The organism is Vulcanisaeta distributa JCM 11216 (assembly GCF_001315985.1).
GTDB lineage: Archaea > Thermoproteota > Thermoprotei > Thermoproteales > Thermocladiaceae > Vulcanisaeta > Vulcanisaeta distributa_E.
Genome location: NZ_BBBI01000002.1, coordinates 26,422 through 44,825 on the forward strand (window position 1 = coordinate 26,422; position 18,404 = coordinate 44,825).

The 18,404-nt window shown below is 42.9% G+C and carries 20 protein-coding genes and 4 pseudogenes; 17 read left to right on the plus strand and 7 right to left on the minus strand.

The genetic code is table 11. The annotated features are described in order from the left end of the window. Positions 1–114 precede the first annotated feature (114 nt). From JCM11216_RS02025 to JCM11216_RS02040, 5 genes and pseudogenes are all read left to right on the plus strand, one after another. Positions 115–936 (plus strand): pseudouridine synthase, encoded by an 822-nt coding sequence (locus JCM11216_RS02025; RefSeq protein ID WP_054853150.1) that lies wholly within the window; start codon positions 115–117, stop codon positions 934–936. Between the two features lie 58 nt (positions 937–994). Next, a complete protein-coding gene (locus JCM11216_RS02030; protein ID WP_054853151.1) occupies positions 995–1,675 on the plus strand; it encodes a hypothetical protein in 681 nt (226 codons plus the stop codon). A gap of 4 nt (positions 1,676–1,679) precedes the next feature. Continuing rightward, positions 1,680–2,447 (plus strand): hypothetical protein, encoded by a 768-nt coding sequence (locus JCM11216_RS15210; protein WP_243674853.1) that lies wholly within the window; start codon positions 1,680–1,682, stop codon positions 2,445–2,447. 41 nt (positions 2,448–2,488) lie between these two features. Further along, positions 2,489–3,070, plus strand: coding sequence for a radical SAM protein (locus tag JCM11216_RS15215; RefSeq protein ID WP_243674854.1), 582 nt, complete (start codon positions 2,489–2,491; stop codon positions 3,068–3,070). A 508-nt stretch (positions 3,071–3,578) separates the two neighbouring features. Further along, positions 3,579–4,257, plus strand: a pseudogene (locus JCM11216_RS02040) (translation initiation factor IF-6). Here the strand turns inward: JCM11216_RS02040 and JCM11216_RS15220 are convergent. Together JCM11216_RS15220 and JCM11216_RS02045 are read right to left on the minus strand one after the other, a co-directional pair. After that, complete coding sequence (locus JCM11216_RS15220) at positions 4,258–4,596, minus strand: DUF402 domain-containing protein (RefSeq protein WP_243674855.1); 339 nt, start codon at positions 4,594–4,596, stop codon at positions 4,258–4,260. Beyond that, entirely contained in the window at positions 4,557–5,723 is a 1,167-nt protein-coding gene (locus JCM11216_RS02045) for an RNA-binding protein (RefSeq protein ID WP_243674856.1), read from the minus strand. The genes JCM11216_RS15220 and JCM11216_RS02045 overlap by 40 nt, the downstream gene beginning before the upstream one ends. 297 nt (positions 5,724–6,020) lie before the next feature. Here JCM11216_RS02045 and JCM11216_RS15225 point away from each other — a divergent pair, with 297 nt between their 5' ends. From JCM11216_RS15225 to JCM11216_RS02060, 3 genes are read left to right on the plus strand one after another with little or no spacing between them, the layout of a single operon-like run. Then, entirely contained in the window at positions 6,021–6,260 is a 240-nt protein-coding gene (locus JCM11216_RS15225; protein WP_243674857.1) for a hypothetical protein, read from the plus strand. 10 nt (positions 6,261–6,270) lie between these two features. Continuing rightward, entirely contained in the window at positions 6,271–7,740 is a 1,470-nt protein-coding gene (locus JCM11216_RS02055; protein WP_243674858.1) for a hypothetical protein, read from the plus strand. 1 nt (position 7,741) lies between these two features. Beyond that, positions 7,742–8,266, plus strand: a complete 525-nt coding sequence (locus JCM11216_RS02060) for a stage II sporulation protein M (protein ID WP_243675009.1) — start codon at positions 7,742–7,744, stop codon at positions 8,264–8,266. Here the strand turns inward: JCM11216_RS02060 and JCM11216_RS02065 are convergent. Beyond that, positions 8,263–8,755, minus strand: a pseudogene (locus JCM11216_RS02065) (PaREP1 family protein). The gene JCM11216_RS02060 and the pseudogene JCM11216_RS02065 overlap by 4 nt on opposite strands. An 86-nt stretch (positions 8,756–8,841) precedes the next feature. On the opposite strand from JCM11216_RS02065, the gene JCM11216_RS15230 reads away from it, so the two are divergent. The 9 genes and pseudogenes from JCM11216_RS15230 (at position 8,842) to JCM11216_RS15245 (ending at position 14,151) form a co-directional block, all read left to right on the plus strand. Then, complete coding sequence (locus tag JCM11216_RS15230; protein WP_243674859.1) at positions 8,842–9,243, plus strand: AAA family ATPase; 402 nt, start codon at positions 8,842–8,844, stop codon at positions 9,241–9,243. Positions 9,244–9,248: 5 nt separating this feature from the next. Continuing rightward, positions 9,249–9,566, plus strand: coding sequence for a hypothetical protein (locus tag JCM11216_RS15235; RefSeq protein ID WP_243674860.1), 318 nt, complete (start codon positions 9,249–9,251; stop codon positions 9,564–9,566). 51 nt (positions 9,567–9,617) lie between these two features. Beyond that, the gene (locus JCM11216_RS02075) at positions 9,618–10,481 is read left to right on the plus strand and encodes a metallophosphoesterase family protein (protein ID WP_054853155.1); all 864 of its coding nucleotides are present in this window, start codon (positions 9,618–9,620) and stop codon (positions 10,479–10,481) included. 297 nt (positions 10,482–10,778) lie between these two features. Further along, positions 10,779–11,219 carry a hypothetical protein gene (locus JCM11216_RS02080; RefSeq protein WP_054853156.1) on the plus strand — a complete coding sequence of 147 codons (441 nt, stop codon included), beginning with the start codon at positions 10,779–10,781 and terminating at the stop codon, positions 11,217–11,219. A gap of 24 nt (positions 11,220–11,243) precedes the next feature. After that, the gene (locus tag JCM11216_RS02085) at positions 11,244–11,495 is read left to right on the plus strand and encodes a hypothetical protein (protein WP_054853157.1); all 252 of its coding nucleotides are present in this window, start codon (positions 11,244–11,246) and stop codon (positions 11,493–11,495) included. A 54-nt stretch (positions 11,496–11,549) separates the two neighbouring features. Next, the gene (locus JCM11216_RS02090) at positions 11,550–11,945 is read left to right on the plus strand and encodes a hypothetical protein (protein WP_243674861.1); all 396 of its coding nucleotides are present in this window, start codon (positions 11,550–11,552) and stop codon (positions 11,943–11,945) included. Positions 11,946–12,160: 215 nt separating this feature from the next. Next, positions 12,161–12,839: pseudogene (gene tpiA / locus JCM11216_RS02095) on the plus strand (triose-phosphate isomerase). Between the two features lie 289 nt (positions 12,840–13,128). Beyond that, on the plus strand, positions 13,129–13,497 hold the full coding sequence (locus JCM11216_RS15240) for a hypothetical protein (RefSeq protein ID WP_243674862.1): 369 nt from the start codon (positions 13,129–13,131) through the stop codon (positions 13,495–13,497). 123 nt (positions 13,498–13,620) lie between these two features. Then, on the plus strand, positions 13,621–14,151 hold the full coding sequence (locus tag JCM11216_RS15245) for an ATP-binding protein (RefSeq protein ID WP_243674863.1): 531 nt from the start codon (positions 13,621–13,623) through the stop codon (positions 14,149–14,151). On the opposite strand, the pseudogene acnA reads toward JCM11216_RS15245, so the two are convergent. The 4 genes and pseudogenes from acnA to JCM11216_RS15260 all read right to left on the minus strand — a co-directional run bounded on the left by acnA (position 14,146) and on the right by JCM11216_RS15260 (position 18,384). Continuing rightward, positions 14,146–16,842, minus strand: a pseudogene (gene acnA, locus JCM11216_RS02105) (aconitate hydratase AcnA). The gene JCM11216_RS15245 and the pseudogene acnA overlap by 6 nt on opposite strands. Before the next feature lie 256 nt (positions 16,843–17,098). Then, positions 17,099–17,398, minus strand: a complete 300-nt coding sequence (locus JCM11216_RS15250) for a hypothetical protein (protein ID WP_243674864.1) — start codon at positions 17,396–17,398, stop codon at positions 17,099–17,101. After that, the gene (locus JCM11216_RS15255) at positions 17,385–17,753 is read right to left on the minus strand and encodes a hypothetical protein (RefSeq protein WP_243674865.1); all 369 of its coding nucleotides are present in this window, start codon (positions 17,751–17,753) and stop codon (positions 17,385–17,387) included. The genes JCM11216_RS15250 and JCM11216_RS15255 overlap by 14 nt, the downstream gene beginning before the upstream one ends. Before the next feature lie 298 nt (positions 17,754–18,051). Next, positions 18,052–18,384, minus strand: coding sequence for a helix-turn-helix domain-containing protein (locus tag JCM11216_RS15260; RefSeq protein WP_243674866.1), 333 nt, complete (start codon positions 18,382–18,384; stop codon positions 18,052–18,054). Between the last annotated feature and the right edge of the window lie 20 nt (positions 18,385–18,404).

The window sequence follows — 18,404 nt, forward strand, 5'->3', positions numbered from 1 at the left end:
CAGTTAGATTATGGTAATTATTAGGATAGTTGTCGTTAATTCTCCTAAAGGTACCTAATAACTTTATAATTAGCACTATTTTTAATACCTACTGGTAGTAATTACGTATATTCAATGCCGACAATGGCCTTTAAGGTGTTTTATGATGGATTGTTGTTTAGCGGATTTACTGGCAGTACTAACTCCATTGAGTACTACCTGAGGAGGGCCATTAGGCACTTCATTGAGGACTTTAAGTTAAGTAAGGCCTCAAGGACTGACCCAGGGGTTAGTGCCATCGGTAACGTAATCTCAGTAAAGTATGGCGACGGTATTAGGTTAATGCCTGGTATGTTAAATTCTAGGTTGCCGAGTGGAGTTAGGATATGGGCCTGGGCTGAGGTTAGTGATGATTTTCGTGCAAGGGCTGCGGTGTCTAGGACTTATGTCTATGTAATGCCCTGGCTCTATGAGGATGTTGATTTAATGAGGAGGGCTGCGGAATTATTTGTGGGTATTCATGACCTAACTAATTTCCAGGTTAGGGAGAGGGGGGGTGTGCCGACCACGGTAATGATAAATAGCGTTAACGTTGAGAGGCTTGGTGATTACTTGGTTTTTACCGTTGTTGGTCGTGGGTTTAGGAATAAGATGATTAGGAAGATTGTCAATGCACTTAGAATGGTTGGTTCTAATGTATTGACTATTGATGAATTACGGGACTTAATAGAGATGAGGATTAGAAGGCCAATACCGCCTGCGCCGCCCTACGGATTGTTACTGCTGAATGTGGGTTATGGCGATAGGGAACCAGCATGGTTCTTGAGTGTTGATGATGTTTCATACGTAATTAATTACTTAGTAAGTAGGTGGTATAGCTCGTTATCTAGTTCGTTTGCTATTTCAAAAATTCTTCATGATTTTATGGATATAAATAAATTATTTAGTCGTATTTAAACATAACATGGACCAAATGTTTAAATAATAAATAAAATAATATGCATACGGGAGTTTTGTGGCATATTTAGACATTGACATAGCTTGTAGGGAGGGCTTTGGTGAGCGTAAGTTAGTTTCCATGATTCAACAACGGATAGATTCCCTATCCTGGGATTTAGATTCCAATGAGCAGGATTTCCTAACAAGCTATGCCTATCAGGATTTAAGATATTACCTATTACATAAGTTTGGATTGATTAACCTAAGTAATGAGGATGCATCATATGAATTATGTAAGAGAATTTTGAGAAATGAGGAGCAGGTGGCGAGGATTGTTGATGAGTGGTTTAATTGGTGGGTTATTAAGTGGAGGCAGAGGGTTAAGCTTGTCTTTAATGAGAGTGAGCAGATGAGTAATGATAATAACGCTAATCTTCAGACTGAGGCTGATGAAATTCTTAAGAGCATACCCAAGAACCTAATTGATAGGTTACGTAGGGAGATTATTGTGGAGTTAATAAGGCAGAATGAGGTTTGCAGCCTTGACGTAGTTTCAGACTTCATATTAAGGACTACGCTTGGCGAGCTCATTAGTGAGTATGGGAAGGACGGCGCATTGAAGCTAATATCGACGAATGTCACGAGTGTACGCCTAAGGTTGTTAAGGAAGATAATGGAAATAAGGGATTCTAATCAACCGCTTGTGATACTTAGGGTTAGGATTAGCCCATCACAACCATACCAGGGAATTTCATAACACAATGAGCGCTTACCGTAAGTCCTACAGGAAGGGAATGATTAGGGTAGCCATTGCATACCCATCGAATTCCAGGGTTGCCCTCCAATCACTATCAATACACATAATCAGGAAACTACTGAATGAGCACTCCAATGTGTATTCAGACTTCGTATTCATGAGTGATGACGGTAAATCCACAACCAAGTCACTTAGGGATTTCGACATAGTAATATTCTCTGTGCATTACGAACTTGATTATCCACGGATACTGAAGATGATGGGGGGGATTAGTGGGATAAATCCGTACAGCCCCCAAAGGACCGTGGATGATCCATTAATTGTAATGGGTGGACCAACACTAATGGCTAATCCAGAGCCCATGGCGCCCTTTGCCGACATTGTGCTTATCGGTGATGCTGAAATGCTAATCCCAGCTCTCATTAATTATTACCCGGATTATGGTAAGAATGTTGAGGAATACGCAAACCTAACGGGATTTTACGTACCATCACTTGGTAAGCATGACGTAACCAAGGCATTTGTAAGGGACTTGTCATACTCAATAAAGCTCATCCATGATACAGCAATTGAACTAAGTCTCAGTAATGTCAGGTCCATATTTAGTAACCCAGCCATTCTTGAGGTTATGAGGGGTTGCCCTAGAGGTTGCTTATTCTGTATGGAGGGCTTTGTTGGAAGGCCTGTTAGGTTTGCGGACATTAATTCCATTAAGGGACTTGTCCTTAGGGATTTAGGTAAGGGTGAAGGGCTGGTTAATGGGTATCCTTGATAGGTCTTTCCGTAACTGATCACCCAGGTTTTAAGGAGTTAATGAGTTTTTTAGTGGATGAGCTAGGCCTTAATGTTTCTGTTCCCTCTTTACGTGTTGACTCATTAGACAGGGATATCATTAGGTTAATTGCAAGGGGCGGTCAAAGAGTTCTCACGATAGCTCCAGAGTCAAGTGAGAGACTGAGGAGGGCATTGGGTAAGGGTTTTTCGGATGACGACATTGTTAGGGTGGCGATGGACGCGGTTAGCGTGGGTATTGATCACCTAAAGCTGTACTTCATGGTGGGATTGCCGGGTGAGGGTGATGACGATGTGAAGTCAGTAATTAACCTGCTATCAAGGCTTAAGAGACTGGGCATTAAGCACTCACTCTCTGTTAATCCATGGATACCCAAGCCACATACACCATTACAATGGCTACCAATGGCTAATGACGACATAATCAATGCCAGGGTTAAGGAATTAAGAAACGCACAGACGTACATGGAGTTCTCGACATACAACATACTTGATGCAAAGGTTCAGGCACTACTATCGCTCGGCGATAGGGATGTTGGTAACTTAATATTTGAGGCTTCATTAACAGGGCTCGATAGGGGGCTCCTGGAGAAGACTGCTTAGGAAGTATGAGGACTTACTTAATAAGTACGTATATTCATGGAAGTCGCTTAACGGTGAATTGCCCTGGAGCCACATAAGAATTCCAGGTGCTGATGAGGAAAGCCTCAAGTCATTGATGCTCAGGTACGTCAATGAGGTTAATATAAGCCTTCCCGCTTAACCCATAAGATGTACCCAGGACGAAGATATTGCTCCCAATAATAGTTACCACAGGCGCCGCAGTAACGATTTAGCAGGTATTGGTAATAATGTTCATGGTACTATATACATTACTAAGCAATGTTAAGGAGAAGAAGCTCGCTGACATAAGGGCGTTTAGCTTATAGGAGGGGGGGAACGTATTATAGGGATATCAGGATGAGCAGGATTAATCATATAGCCGTTGCATTATTAATAGCGTTACTCATAGTGGGAATACGCATATCTGGGCTTCCTGGGATGGGGGGGCCGTACCATACAACCCATGATAATTATTTAAATAGTTGCTAAGTTGTTTGGGTCGAGGGAAATGAGTAGGCGTAGGTTTGAGGTGGCGCCATTAAGTATTTATGGGACATCAACAATAGGTGTTTATGTATTCACAAATAATGCCCTGACGATAGTGCCAATGGACGTCCCTGACAAGGTCGTTAATTCAATAAGGGATACCCTCAGCACGAACGTGATTAAGGCATCGCTTGCAAAATCACCATTAATAGGGATTTTCATGGTTGGTAATGACAATGGCGTATTGGTGCCGAGCATAGTCACGGAGGATGAGATAAACGAATTGAAAAAGAACGGCCTTAACGTGTCAATAATACGCACGAGATACACGGCCATCGCCAACCTAGTACTTACGAATAATAAGAAGACGATTGTGTCGCCAATAATTGAGAAGGAATACATAGGGTTGATAAGGGATACATTGTACTGAAGTCATAGTTGATGAGGTTTGCGGCACTTACCTCGTGGGCTCGATCGCGGTGGCTAATGATAAAGGCGTCTTACTAAGTCCCGAGGCTAAGGATGAGGATGTAAAGAAGGTGAAGGAGTACTTTGGCTTACCGGTTAATGTTGGCACGGTCAATAGGGGTAGGAGCTTCCTCAGGGGTGGATTAGTCGTTAATGACAATGGCGGTTTAGTTGGTAGTGACACCACGGGTTTCGAGATAGTGAGGATAATGCAGGTATTCAGTGGTTCCTAATCAACGGTAATATTCCTCAGCCTTAGATAGACAATTCTCGCCAAGTTTATGCGCGTTGATAATTAAATTATTTATTAATTGCTCAACCCTATCACGTAACTTGCTTGTTACGACGCCCATGCTGATATATGTTTTATATTCATCATAATCAATTACATTAGCCTCATTGGAGCCCCACCTCTTAACTACATCTACTGCCAAGTCGATATAAAGTATGTTGGCGCCTGTGAACTCAACGGGCGTATTAACGTTAATGTATATACCCTTAGGTCTCCAGGAGCCATCAACATACACATGGGTTAAGTACTCACTACCCAATGATGTACAGGTGATTGCCAAATCACCCTCCTCCTTAGGAAGACCAAGACCATCGAGATAACCACCACCCTTAATCTACGTAGGAGTACTATATCGTCAGGTTCGAGCTTAATCACATCGGCAGTACCCAGCCTAAGTACTTCACCACTAGGCCTTATATGGATAATGCCGACCCTATACCTCCTACCCATTAACTGCCTCATGAACTCAGCACTAAACCCAGCCCTATCGTTACAACGACCAAGTAATGCCTCAACTAGGTCTAACAACGCGGTATTCCTCCTTAAGGTCTTATACGTGTGATGACCAATTATTGTTGGCATGACGTTATTCCTGACATTATCAAGAAGGAGCTTAGCCCTGCCATTAAGCATAACCTCAACAATGCACTCACCATCCTGGAGCACCGTGTAAGGAGCCGATGACTTACTAGCCGACTCAACCTCATTAAGCGTATTTAACGCTCTCTCAATTTCCTTAATGGCCTCATCCTCATCCAGGAATTGAGCACTACTCCTCCACTTAATGCTATAACCACTCAACCTACCAACGTACTTAAGACCAACCTTAAGCAGTGCTTGCCTAGCCTCATAATCCTTAATATGCCTACTAAATAATACAGTACCACTGCCCGGCACTATGGAGACGTACTCAGTATCAACCCTAACGCCAGGTACAGCAACCAACTCATCACTTGGGTAAACCCTAGTCCTACTTATAATGACGGGGGGGATCACATCACCCTCATTATACGCGCCACCTAGCGCCTTAAGTACGGCCCTAACGCCATTACCAACATCAACGAAATAATTACTATTAACAACATTGACGACGCCCATGACTACCCTATGAAGAGGAACCACCGACCTCCAGACCAACGCCTCCTCCTCAACAACCCTAAGCAGGTTATTAACAACATCATTAACCACACCGCACTTGCCCATTACCGTTAACGCCCCCCCAGGAACTCTCCCGGAGTCCTTAATCGTAACGTCAGGCGCAGAATTATCAACATTAATACCAAACCTACTGATTATCACGTCAGAGGCCTGCACAATGGTATAACCAAGATCAAGCACCAACTTACTAATTGCAGTCGCGTACTTACCCCCCCTAATCCTAACCCTATAATTGCTAACATAACCCATTGCTTATCACCACAACTTAACCTACTAAATCACGCTAAGTCATAAATTATTAATTTATGCTTAAGGACATGTCGAAAATCCGAGAATCAACTGTTGGAAGTAATTATCAAAGATATTTTGTAAATATTATGAATAAGTTAAAGATTTTCTGGAAAAATGATTAAATATTTTTCTTTTAAATTGCAAAAAGAAATAAATAAATATTAATAAATATAACCTATTATTAAATAATGTTTTACAATCATTGAAACAGTAATATATATATATTAGATAAAATAAACTAATTATAGTGAGAGCATGAGAAACGAAATGAGAAGAGACATGGCCATAGCAGGTCTGGCACTAGCAGTAATATTACTAATGCCAACAATAGTAATACCATTAGCCGCTGCAGCAGCTGCAGAAACAGGAGTTGGATTAATAGCTTTCGGGATTGCATACGGATTTTGGGCTGGGTCATGTTTATATAGTGCTAGTACCCATAGTACCACAGACGTATTAATAGATTGTGTAGTAGGTTTTATTCCCGTGCTATAAGTGATAGGTAATGTTAGGTCGAGGTTTAAAATCAAATAAACGAGATATTCTTATCTTAATTATAATTTCTATTTTTGCTTATATAACATTTTTTCTAAATATTATTTACAGAAATAAAGGCATTATTTACGCATTATTCCAATATATTGCCTTACCAATATTTTGGATTGGCGTAATATACGTATCATTGCATAGTTATTTTACTATCCTAACAGAAAAGGGTAGACCCTCCGGAAAAATAGCCGTCGTTATGTTCTTATCTTACGTAAGTATGATGATTATACTTTATGTGATAATTATCATGATAATGTCCCCTTATTTATCTAATATCGCTAAAGTTGTGAATGGTGCATTTTTATTTCCAGTATCGTTGTATGTATTGTTCGTTATTTCCTATGGTATTTCCTTCTTATTAATTTTTGCCCTTTCGGCTATCGCTGAATTAATTACTTACGTCATTATTAGTCGTGTAAACGCGCCCTTCATTACCCGCGGTAGTAATTACCTGGCTGTATGGTTATTCGGTTATCCTAATTATGGCGGTATGGCTTTTGGTGGTGTGTATAAAGGCTTCGTAATAATTAGGTCTATGAGTGATGAAGTCAATGAGGTTGGTAGAGGTATCTTGGTTCATGAGGTTCAGCATGTGCGTGGTAAGCACGTACCTCTAATATTAAGTTTGGCGTTTACGGTGCCTGTGTATTTATATTTATTACTTACATCAGGTGTTACTTCTTCATTTTTTGTGGATTTTATACTTCCTTTTATGGTGTTGATGCCTTTAGTTTTGTTTAGGGCTTGTGAGGTTAATGCTGATAGGGCCATGTTTAAGGTATATGGTAGTGATGCCTTAAATTATATATTAACTGTATTGAAATCCACATATGGCGTTTCATCCACAGAAAAGGCGCCATGGAGTAGTAGATCAACCCATACTGGTAGGCGAGACCTTGTGTTGAAATATGGTGATGCTATTGCGCCGCATGCCGTTTGGGAGTTCCCATTACTGCTTTCGCTCCTAACGGCTTCTATAATAACCATTGCGTATGTAAGCTATGCTATTCTTTTAATTAATAATATGGATTTAATTGAATATTTAGCATCACTTACGTATGTAGCATCCATGTTAGGCTCTATGGTATTGACTATGCTTTTGGGTTTGATTTTAAGGCCAATTGCTAGATTATTTCTTACTAATACTTTGACTGAGAGGGGTTTATTGAATATTTCCACGCTTACTGCTGGGCTTTACTTAGCAGTAATGGGCTTTGCCTTTTATGGCGTTAATCAGTATTTATTGATTGCGTTATTTTTATCAATAATGTTATTAATTATTAGCTATTATGCTGGATTTAGTACTAAGTCACTTATTTACTTAGTGTTTTCGTTTGCCGTATTATTCGTCATTTCACTCGCTATTCATTACATCCTAATATTAATGGTTCATTATATGAGGGTGCTGCCAATTATGAGTGGTTAGTATGGGAAGGCCTTTATTATATGAAGTGTTAAATTATGTTTTTATTTTTGTCTCAGGTCTTCTCGTAGGTTACTTTACTCTTCATGAGTTTTTATTTTCATTTAACGAGGTGATGATTGATTATAAAATTAATGAGTCATTTATTAAACCTGGACTGCCATTATTTGATATAATATTGATTAAGAATTCTCAATTTTCGATTGCAGTTTTTCTGCTTGGTTTTAATAAATTTATTCAATATTTAGTTATGTTTATTGCTGGCCTTATTAGTGGTCTTTTATTATCTCCATTAATGCCGATTTGCGCGGCTCTGGGGGGGATTTTGCCGCATGGCTTGTTAGAATTAACTGGATATGCATTAGCAGGTGTAGGAGGCTATAAATACTTTGGTTTACATGTAATTTCATTAAGGGACTCACTGGTTAAGTATTTACTTCCATCATTAGTATTACTAATTATTGCGGCACTGATAGAGGCATTTATTACGCTAAAAATAATATTAATTATACCAACGTGTAGCGTTTAAGATCTAATTTTGTCAGCATCTAAAATACTCCTTGCAAGGTTCACGAGAGCCTCGATGTCAGGTAAGTCCCTCCTGACCTGGTCAGGCCTTAACCTCGCTTCGTGAAATCCCTCAACATGCAAAAACCATGCACTCTTCCACCACCACCTTACCTCCCTCCTGCCAACCTATCGGCAGTATTATCCACCGCATCAAATAATAGTTGTGCCGTCCACCTACCAATCTCGGAGGCCTTCTTTGCCTCATCTAGGCCCAGGGTTATGGCTATTGCCTTGATGGCCTCCTCGGCGGCTTTGTAGAGCTTCTCGCTGGCCTGCACGGGGGGGTCCTTACTAATAAGTTCTCTACCCTCATTTAGGAATTTCTCGCGAGCTCAAGGTGAGCTTTGCCTGTTGTTGATGGGTCAAGCGATAGTGCCTTGGCTATTAGGTCCACTATGTCTATTCCCTTTCTTTCTGCCTCGTCGATTATCAGCTTTGGTATTTCCACGATTTACATTGCTGATGCGGAGTTAAAAATGTTTGTTCGTAGTAACGTTAGTGCCTTATTAATTGGGGGGGTGTTACTATATTGACGTGAGTATTAAGTGCATTGCCTCAGGCCAGAAGGGTGGTGTTGGTAAGAGCACGCTGGCACTACTGACGGCTAGGGCTGCGCCTGCGCTCGGTATTAGGCTAGCCATTATTGACTTAGCCATGGGTAATCCAAGCACGTCCCTCAACCTACTTGGTAATATACCGAGGCATACCCTGGCTACCTACGTAATTAATGCGTCTAAGGTTAATGAGGCCATTCACGTAGTTCCAACAGAGCACGGACCTGTTTACCTAGTGCCTTCGGGATATGGAGATTTAGCGCTTATTAATGAGTATGGGGATTTTAGGGAGAGGTTGGGCTCCTTGATTAAGTATTTGATTGATAGGGTTGGGGGGGTTAATCATGTGGTTATTGATTTCCCATCATTTGAGCCAAGCTAGATAACGTGCTAAATGAGGCATTAAGCGAGTGCGATATTGTTTATCCAGTAGGTATTCAGGACCTTGGCTCAGTGGTTGCCCTGAGGAATCTGGTGCATTTTGTTAGGAGACTTTCGATTAATGTTGGTCGACCCGTGATTAATATGTTTAGGGAGTCCCTGGGTAGGCAGTGGGTTGCCGCTGTTGGTAAGCTCGTTGGTTTGGAGCCTAGCGTGGTTCATTATGATCCCTGGGTCATTAGGTGGGTTCATGATGGTGCTGGTCAGTATGGTGCTGGTGTTAAAGAGGCTTTGTCATACGTAATTAGGGAGATTCTAAGTTAGTAGATGTTACGCAAAATGGTTTTAAGGCATTAATTACTAGTCATTAATGCGGTGTCCGTTGAGGAGTTTCGAGGCATCACCGTGGATTCTGAGGATAGTGAGAGGTGGCTACTTATTGCCGATACTCACGTCGGCCTGGAGGTTGAGCTTGGTAAGAAGGGTGTTAGGATACCTAGCCAATCAGCCAGGATCGCGCAGCTAGTCCTGGACTTCGCCGAGAGGACCGGGGGGGCGACCTCGCTGGCTATACTCGGTGATGTTAAGCATGAGATAGCGAGCATAGTCGAGAGCGCCAGGGAGGTTAGGGAATTCCTAGATAGGATTAGCGGCAGATTCAATAAGGTGGTCCTGGTTAAGGGTAATCATGATGGGAATCTTGACTTAATATTGAGTAGTGATGCGAAGCCCAATGTATACCTCATAGACTCCAGAGGCTTCATAATAAGGAGTAAGGACGGCAAAAACCTCCTACTGCTTCACGGAAATTCAAAGCCTAGGATTGAGGATTTCATGAATGCTGACGTAATAATAATGGGGGGGCACACCCACCCAGCCATACTCATACAGGACGTGACTGGTTACGTGATGAGGGCGCCAGTCATCGTTAAGGTACGTGTCGATAAGTCCGTGTTCGGTAAGAACATGTATAACACCGAAATAGGCGCCACGGGGGGGCCCATGAACGTAATAGTACTACCAACATTTAACCCATTGACCGTGGGCATGGACGTGTTTGAGATATTCCCAAAGGACCTCGTCGAGGTCGAGACAATACTCCACTACGCACGCACCTGGGAAATACTTAGCAACATAGAGGTTTACCTGACCGACATGACGTACCTCGGCACAATGGATGTACTGGCCAGGATAAGGGAGGAGATTGGTGAGGGTGGTTACGAGGTTAACTGGTTATAAGTATTGTTTTACACGTGCATAAAGAAGCCTATGTATTTAAGGATTTACCGTTAAGAATACTAATTAAGTGGTTTCATGAATAGGTTGTGTGGTGGGGGGGATTTTTAAGGCCATGATCATTGGCTCTACCGTGCTTGGTGCCGTATTCCTCACTTCATATCAGTCTTGGCGGCAATAAAAAGGTGTATGTGCCTCCTCATGCTATATTATCCTAGTAATGGCTATCGTGTTAATGATGAACCGCTCATTGATCGTGCAAGTAAGCCTTAAATTGCCGTCATTATTAATCATTATGTTATGAAGAACCCCCCCAGGTCTCTTGTATTGAGTAGGGAGCTTAGGTTTGGTGTTGCCTTTCTAGTTGTTGGTACAGTATTGCTTATGATAATGGCGTTCCTCAAGTCTACTGATGTATTAACTGATGGATTTTATGGAGGGATTATTTCATTATCCATCGAATTACTGTTAATAGGCTTGGTGCTCATATTAAGCACGTACATTACGGCTAGAGGAAACGCATCAATCATTAATTGCGGTATGGCTAAGAAATTAATTGATGGTATTTCCGGCGCCGCGGCATTGCTGGTTATTGGGGGGGTCCCAATTATTTTATCAATATATCATATAACGATAAACTCACCAATAGCCATAGTACTTATTGCACTAACCGGCGCAGGCTTCTTCACCTGGGCCTATGTATATGGCTATACGAGGAGACATTGCTGGGATAAACCTTAAAGTATTTTGTTTAGATTACGAAATATGAGATGGTGCGCCCTTAAGAATGCGTTCAATTGGTTCATTAGGTATGGTATTGGCTTTATAGTGACCGGCATCGTATTATTCATGGCGCTACCATACCTTAAGCTGGCCTTAAGTTCCTCAATACTCATTATTGCTACATATACTTACTCAGTAATATTCATGGGAATAGGCATTATGCTAATTATTATGTACTTAATAATATACACACTATGCATACGCGAAAAGAAGACAGAGGTAAGCCTTAAGTAATGATGCGCATTTTACTATTAAATTAAGGTTATGAGAAAATGGCTCGGGGGCCTAGTGCTCATTGCCATAGGACTTGGGCCAATTGGTATTGGTTTTGCCCTGAGGTTACTTGGCCTAATAACGATAGGTATTTTCTATGGACTAGCCTTAGTCTCCCTCGAGATTTTCTTAATATTTACAGCATTTGCCATTGGTTCAATAATTAAGAGGAAACATGGAATTAATTGCAGAGTCGTCAATAGGCTCTACGGCTTTACCGGCTTTTACATATCAATATCAATGCTTGCAGCATTTACACCGCTAGTATTTAACATACATACGCCTCAATGGGTCAATACTACAATAACCATAGCATTAATTGTTGCTCTTGGCTTAATGCCAGTTTGGATCTTAATGATGGTCTTTGAGGAAAGCTGCCGAAGGACCTCTAAATTAATCAATAATACCTGAGATATGGGTCCTTATTATGAATAAGATAATGAAAGTATTTTAAAGAATCACCACAATGTTATACCGAATATTCATACCACATGTACGAATTATCGCGTTCTTAATTCCTTTACGCATGGTCTTAGATGTTTACTAGCTCACGGCCTAATTGTGTAATCATTATTACCATTAAACCCTAACAATTTAATAACTAGTTGATAACTGCCAACCATTGTATGAAACTGCCAATACTAATTATAAACATGAAGGTGTATACTGAGGTACTCGGTAAGAGATCTCTTGAACTCGCCAAGGTTGCCGAGGCGGTTTCCAAGGAGTTGGGCGTATCAATTGCGATAGCCCCACCAATCACTGAGCTTAGGCTTGTGGCTGAGAACGTGGGAATACCCGTCTATGCCCAGGGCGCTGACCCAGTCGAGCCTGGAGCCAAGACAGGGCATGTACCGCTTGAGTTCATTAAGGAGACTGGGGGGGCGTCGGGGGGGGTAATCCTTAACCACAGCGAGAATAGGCTCCTCCTAAATGACCTTGGCTGGCTCGTTAGTAGGGCGAAGGGTCTCGGTCTGGAAACCTCGTGTGCGCGCCAGACCCATACACAAGCGCAGCCGCCGCGGCTCTTGGGCCAACGGCGGTGGCTGTCGAGCCGCCTGAACTGATTGGTACGGGTAAGGCCGTGAGTAGGGAGAAGCCTGACGTAATTGTGAAGACCGTGGAGCTTGTTAAGAGGGTTAATCCAGGCATTCCCGTGATTACGGGGGGGGCAGGCATTGAGAGCTATGAAGATGTTAAGAAGGCCCTAGAGCTTGGTACGCAGGCGTTTTAGTAGCGAGTGCGATAGTTAGGGCTAAGGATTGGAGGCAGAAAATAATGGAACTTGCGAATGCATTGCATTAATATTGATTTGCTTATTACGATAATTCCTGATGATTTACGTAGGGATCTTAGCCTATTTACCCGAAATATAATTAATTTAAGATATTTGTCAAGTATAAGATTACACTTCATCACCTTTTTTGTTAACTTGACATACTGGAATAAACATATTGAGGAATATATCATGTTTTACGCCGCGGATGAAAGTTCATGGTTTAATTGCTCAGAATGAGTAAGTTATGAAATAGAAATAAACCGTGAATTAATAATGGCGTTAGGCTTATAGTTCCGGGGGCGGAACTAAGTTCTGGTGCGGAACTTATTCGATCCAAGACCCAAGAGTTCCAGGGGGGGTGAGCTTTTCGATAGAGAATATGAGTTGGGGCTCCTTGATAAGTCAGTTAATAAGCCCCCCCTCATTGTTGTCCTTGGTATTAGACGTATTGGTAAGACATCCCTTGTTAAGTCCTTTCTTGAACCATATGATGGTGTTTACATTGATTTACGTGGTGTGGTTACGCATGCAGATCTTTATGAGAGATTATCTGAGGGTTTAAGTAGCGGTCTTAATAAGTTGAGGAGGGTTATTGAGGGTATTAGAGGTATTAAAATCATGGGGTTTGGTGTTGAGATTAAATGGAGGGGGTACGGATTCCATAAGTTTATTGGGCCTTCTTGAGGAGTTAAGTCATAGAGGTCAATTTATCGTTGTGCTTGATGAGGTACAGGATACAAGGCCACCCATATCGGCTGAGCTTAGGAGGGTTTTGGCGTATGCTATGATCACCTGGACAATATAACAGTGATTCTAAGCGGTTCTGAGGTAAGGTTATTAAGTGATTTCATGGGCATCAACAACCCGGAGTCCCCATTGTATGGTAGGTACTTTGTTGAGGTTGATGTTCGTAGATTCTCAAGGGATGAATCACTGGATTTCTTAAGGCTTGGCTTTAAACAGGAGGGTATTGAACCACCCGTGGATGTGCTTGAGGATGCTGTTGAATTCTTTGATGGTATCCCTGGGTGGTTAGTTCAATTTGGCAGGAGCTACATAGATGGGATTCACGACATTAGCGCCATTAAGGAGCAAGCCATCTCCATGGCACTCAGCGAATTAATGAGACTATCCCAAAGGGAGAGAGTGGTACTTAGGGCTATTGCTGAGGGTGCGAAGACGTGGGGTCAGGTTAGGAGATTCGTTGAGGAAAGGCTTGGCGTGTCTATCCCTAAGTCTAGCTTAACAAGGGTCATTAATAAGTTGGAGTCCCTTAGTATAATTAGGGATTATGAATTTTTAGATGGTATTTATCGAGAAGCGGCTAAGCGATTATGACTGCTTGCTCTCCTGCCTATGTCTCTTAATTATTTGCCTAAGCACGTACTGCAGTATTCCTCCATTAAGGAAGTACTGAACCTCCATCGGTGTGTCAAGCCTCACGAGCAACTTCGTCTTAATAACCCTACCATCGGGCTTGTGGATGACCAAGTCCACGGTCTGCCTAGCTTTAATCCCTGGGATAGCCCCACTATGTCGAAGGTCTCATCACCGGTTATACCCAGCTTATCCGCGTCCTCACCCTCCATGAACTGTAGCGGTAGTATACCCATCTCAACCAGGTTACTCCTGTGTATCCTCTCGAAGCTCTTCGCAATGACTGCCTTTATGCCCAGGAGCTTTGGACCCTTCGCAGCCCAGTCCCTTGAGCTACCGGCGCCGTAGGTCTGCCCAGCCAGTATTATTAATGGTACATGTTCATCCTTGTACCTCATGGCTGCGTCAAACACAGTCATTAACTGCCCATCAGGCCAGTGAATGGTGTACCCACCCTCAATGACTTTACCGCCCATCTTGTTCCTAACACCCTTGTTCCAGAACGCGCCCCCCCTCACCATAACCTCCCAATTACCCCCCCTCCTAGTACCGAAGGTGTTGAAGTCACTTGGCTTAACGCCAAGCGATAGTAAGTACTTACCTGCGGGTGAGTCGGCGGGTATTGAGCTTGCCGGTGATATGTGGTCTGTGGTTATGTTATCGCCAAGCACCAGTAACGCCCTGGCACCAACTATGTCCTTAACTTCCACAAGCCTATCTGGGTCAAAGTCGTCAAAGAACGGTGGTCTCCTTATGTACGTATTCTTTGGATTCCACTGATACAGGTCACCACTTGGTGCCTTCAATGTGTTCCATTCATCAGGCACTAGGTCTCCTATTTTCGTGTACTTCTCCGTGAATTCGTCAGGTGTTACATACCTCTCAACGTAGCTCCTAACCTCGTCATCACTGGGCCATAGGTCCTTCAGGTAAACGGGCTTGCCATCGTTGGTGTACGTCACAGGCTCCTTCGTTAGGTCCTTATTGATGGTACCCGCTAATGCGTAAACCACTACCATGGGTGGTGAGGCCAGGTAATTAGCCCTAACATCTGGGTGTATCCTACCCTCGAAATTCCTATTGCCGGAGAGTACGGAAGATGCTATTAGGTCATTCTCCCTAATTGCCTTAACAATGGGTTCAGGGAGTGGACCAGTATTGCCTATGCAAACCATGCAGCCAAAGCCAGTTATGTAAAAGCCAATCTTCTCAAGGTACTGAAGCAGTCCCGACCTCCTTAAGTATTCCTCAACAACCCTGGAACCTGGCGCCAGCACGGTCTTAACGTATGGTGGCGGTAAGACTCCAAGTTCAACAGCCTTCTTAGCGACTAGGCCCGCGGCCATTAATAGGTATGGGTTGCTCGTGTTTGTGCAGCTTGTTATTGCGGCGATGGCCACAAAACCATCCTCAAGCTCTACCTTCTTACCGTCAAGCTCTATGACGACCTTCTTCCTACCACTTATGTTCCTCTTCTTATTCCTGTCCTCAATGACTGGTTCAAGGCTCTTGGGCACATCGCTCAATGACCTCCTCTGCCACGGAAGCGAGGGACCAGCGAGACTCGGCTCTATGGCTGATAAGTCAATATTAATCACCTGGCTATACTCAACATCACCCTCCTTCGGCGATCCAAAGACTCCCTGTTCCATGAAGTACCTCTCAACGAGCGATATTAACCACTCATCCCTACCCGTAAGCCTTAGGTAAGCCAGCGTCTGCTCATCCACTGGGAATAACCCAGTTGTTGCGCCATACTCAGGCGCCATGTTGGCTATCGTTGCCCTATCAGGGACGGGCAACTCCTTAACACCCTCTCCGAAGAACTCAACGAACTTATCAACCACGTTATACTTCCTAAGGGTCTCAGTTACGTATAGCACTATGTCCGTAGCCGTGACGCCAGGTCTCGGCTTACCATAAAGGTGAACACCAACGACTTGCGGCGGTAATACCGCTATTGGTTGACCAAGAAGCGCGGCCTCGGCCTCAACACCACCAACACCCCCCCAACCAACAACACCAAGCCCATTAATCATTGTGGTGTGTGAGTCCATGCCAACGACGGTGTCGAAATACGCAAGTCTCTCGCTAGGTCCAAGGTCCTCCGTCATCACGACCCTAGCAATATGCTCAAGGTGCACCTGGTGTATTATCCCAGTACCCGGTGGGAAGACCCTGAAGTTCCTAAAGGCGTTCTGAGCCACTTAAGGAATTCATACCTCTCCGCATTCCTCTCAACCTCAAGCTTAATATTTAATTTAACCGCATCAGGCCTACCCCAGTAGTCGGCCTGTACGCTGTGGTCGATTATTAGGTCTGTCGGTACCTGCGGATTAATTACCTTTGGGTCAATACCGTACTTAGCCACTATCTCCCTCATCACCGCCAGGTCAACTAGGCGGGTACTCCCGTGTAGTCCTGCATTAGGACCCTCGCCACCTTTATCGGGACCTCCTTAGTACCTGGGTTCTTCGGGTTCCAGTGCAGTAAATTCTCAATATCCTCCTCAGTGATTGCCTGCCCATCGTAATTCCTTAGCAGGTTCTCTATGAAGACCTTGATCGTGTATGGGAACCTGGCAATGTCAAAGCCCTCCCTCTCAAGCACCCTTAATGAGTAATAGCGAACCTTGATGCCGCCCACATCCATTACGCTTAAAGTATTCCATAAATTGGGCAGGTTCTTGGCCACGGGGGGGTTATGATTAGTTATGGTTTTTTAATTATTTGCTCTCAATGTACTATTTAGCGAATTATATTATCCCGAGGCGCATTAACCATTACCGGGAATGTGCTGGCATTATCTCTTGATAGTGACCTTGCCTACGTGTTCAACCTCGAGCACGTGAACAAATCGTCAAATTATGCTAAGTTCGTTATAATTGTTTAATTTTTATTAATATTGCTTAATCGCCAATCATCGACTTTTCTTCGGCAGTGACCTCCTCCTCCGAGTCAACATGTAGCCTTCTTGTCTGCATTCCATCGGGCGTAAGTAATACCATCTTTACTGATGCACCGTCCTCACCGAACCTCGTTAAGTACCTAAGAAGTACCTTGTTTGCCAGGACTATGCCTATGTGCTGTGTCTTACCATTTAGCGAGACGCTTTGGTGGTAGTGCCAAATCTCCTTCTTAGTTATTATGTTGAATTGCTTAACTATGGAGTCCTTATAATCATCGAGGACCAGGTTATAAATGCTCAATACCCTCCATATCCTTTTTATCGGGTTTATCTCCCCCATAAATAACCACAACAGGTCTCTCGGTCTTTTTCTCCCTAACTCTTGATTGGTAAATTGCCGTTATTACGGGTTTAGAATCAAGCATTAATAAGTCCTTAATGAATTGCCTATACCTAATCACGGCAGCCATGAAAGGCATCAACAACCTAAACCTGAACTCAACACCATTGGGTATTTTTATACTGTCGAAATTACAATTATAGCAATGAACCCTAATAATTGCCGGTGAGGGTTCTATTATCCTCCTTATGAAATCCTGACCTTCCTCAATGATTCCCTCATTACCCACCTTATTCGATTCATCGTTAATAGCCATCAATATTCTATACCTTATAGAATTTATTAAATTTATGGTTCATAATGATAATATTGCCATGTGGAAATTGTGCAGATTATGCACCTTACAAACTACTTTTTAATGAGGCATAGCAACAATTAATTGTATGATAAAGCATGAATTAAGAAAGTACATAACCTATGGACAATTAATTATGTGGCCCAGATTAGTCATAAATATGAAAAACCACATCAAGATACTGCTAACCGTAAGTACAACAGGTAAGGACGAAATCAGGAACATTAGGTGCTCAAGTATTGAATTAATGAAGCGCGGCTCACCTCTCAGCTGACTTAAGGGAGTAAACAATGACCTCCTTATTACCCCCCCTAATAATTACCTGCCTCTGGATCAACCCCCCCTTCCTAATTAAAATACTCAATGCATTTCTAACAGTCCTGCTCGGAAGCATGGTCTTCTCAACAATCTCCTTCTGCGTTAATTGACCCTCATACTCAAGGATCTTAAGTATGAACTTAGCACTTGGAGGCAGGTCCATGTTAGCCAGTAGACTTATCTTCTTCTCATAACGGCCAATCGCACTCGAGATCTCACCAATCCTAATAAGCTTGAGTGGTTTCCCAGACATTATCCTGACTTCGCTACCCACGTATGTCCTAATACTACCGT

Coding starts and splice junctions, on each gene's coding strand:
- JCM11216_RS15215 (WP_243674854.1), top strand. CDS start 2,489: ATGAGTTTTTTAGTGGATGAGCTAGGCCTTAATGTTTCTGTTCCCTCT.
- JCM11216_RS02045 (WP_243674856.1), bottom strand. CDS start 5,723: ATGGGTTATGTTAGCAATTATAGGGTTAGGATTAGGGGGGGTAAGTAC.
- JCM11216_RS02055 (WP_243674858.1), top strand. CDS start 6,271: ATGTTAGGTCGAGGTTTAAAATCAAATAAACGAGATATTCTTATCTTA.
- JCM11216_RS15255 (WP_243674865.1), bottom strand. CDS start 17,753: ATGGCTATTAACGATGAATCGAATAAGGTGGGTAATGAGGGAATCATT.
- JCM11216_RS15225 (WP_243674857.1), top strand. CDS start 6,021: ATGAGAAACGAAATGAGAAGAGACATGGCCATAGCAGGTCTGGCACTA.
- JCM11216_RS02080 (WP_054853156.1), top strand. CDS start 10,779: ATGAAGAACCCCCCCAGGTCTCTTGTATTGAGTAGGGAGCTTAGGTTT.
- JCM11216_RS02085 (WP_054853157.1), top strand. CDS start 11,244: ATGAGATGGTGCGCCCTTAAGAATGCGTTCAATTGGTTCATTAGGTAT.
- JCM11216_RS15210 (WP_243674853.1), top strand. CDS start 1,680: ATGAGCGCTTACCGTAAGTCCTACAGGAAGGGAATGATTAGGGTAGCC.
- JCM11216_RS02060 (WP_243675009.1), top strand. CDS start 7,742: ATGGGAAGGCCTTTATTATATGAAGTGTTAAATTATGTTTTTATTTTT.
- JCM11216_RS02025 (WP_054853150.1), top strand. CDS start 115: ATGCCGACAATGGCCTTTAAGGTGTTTTATGATGGATTGTTGTTTAGC.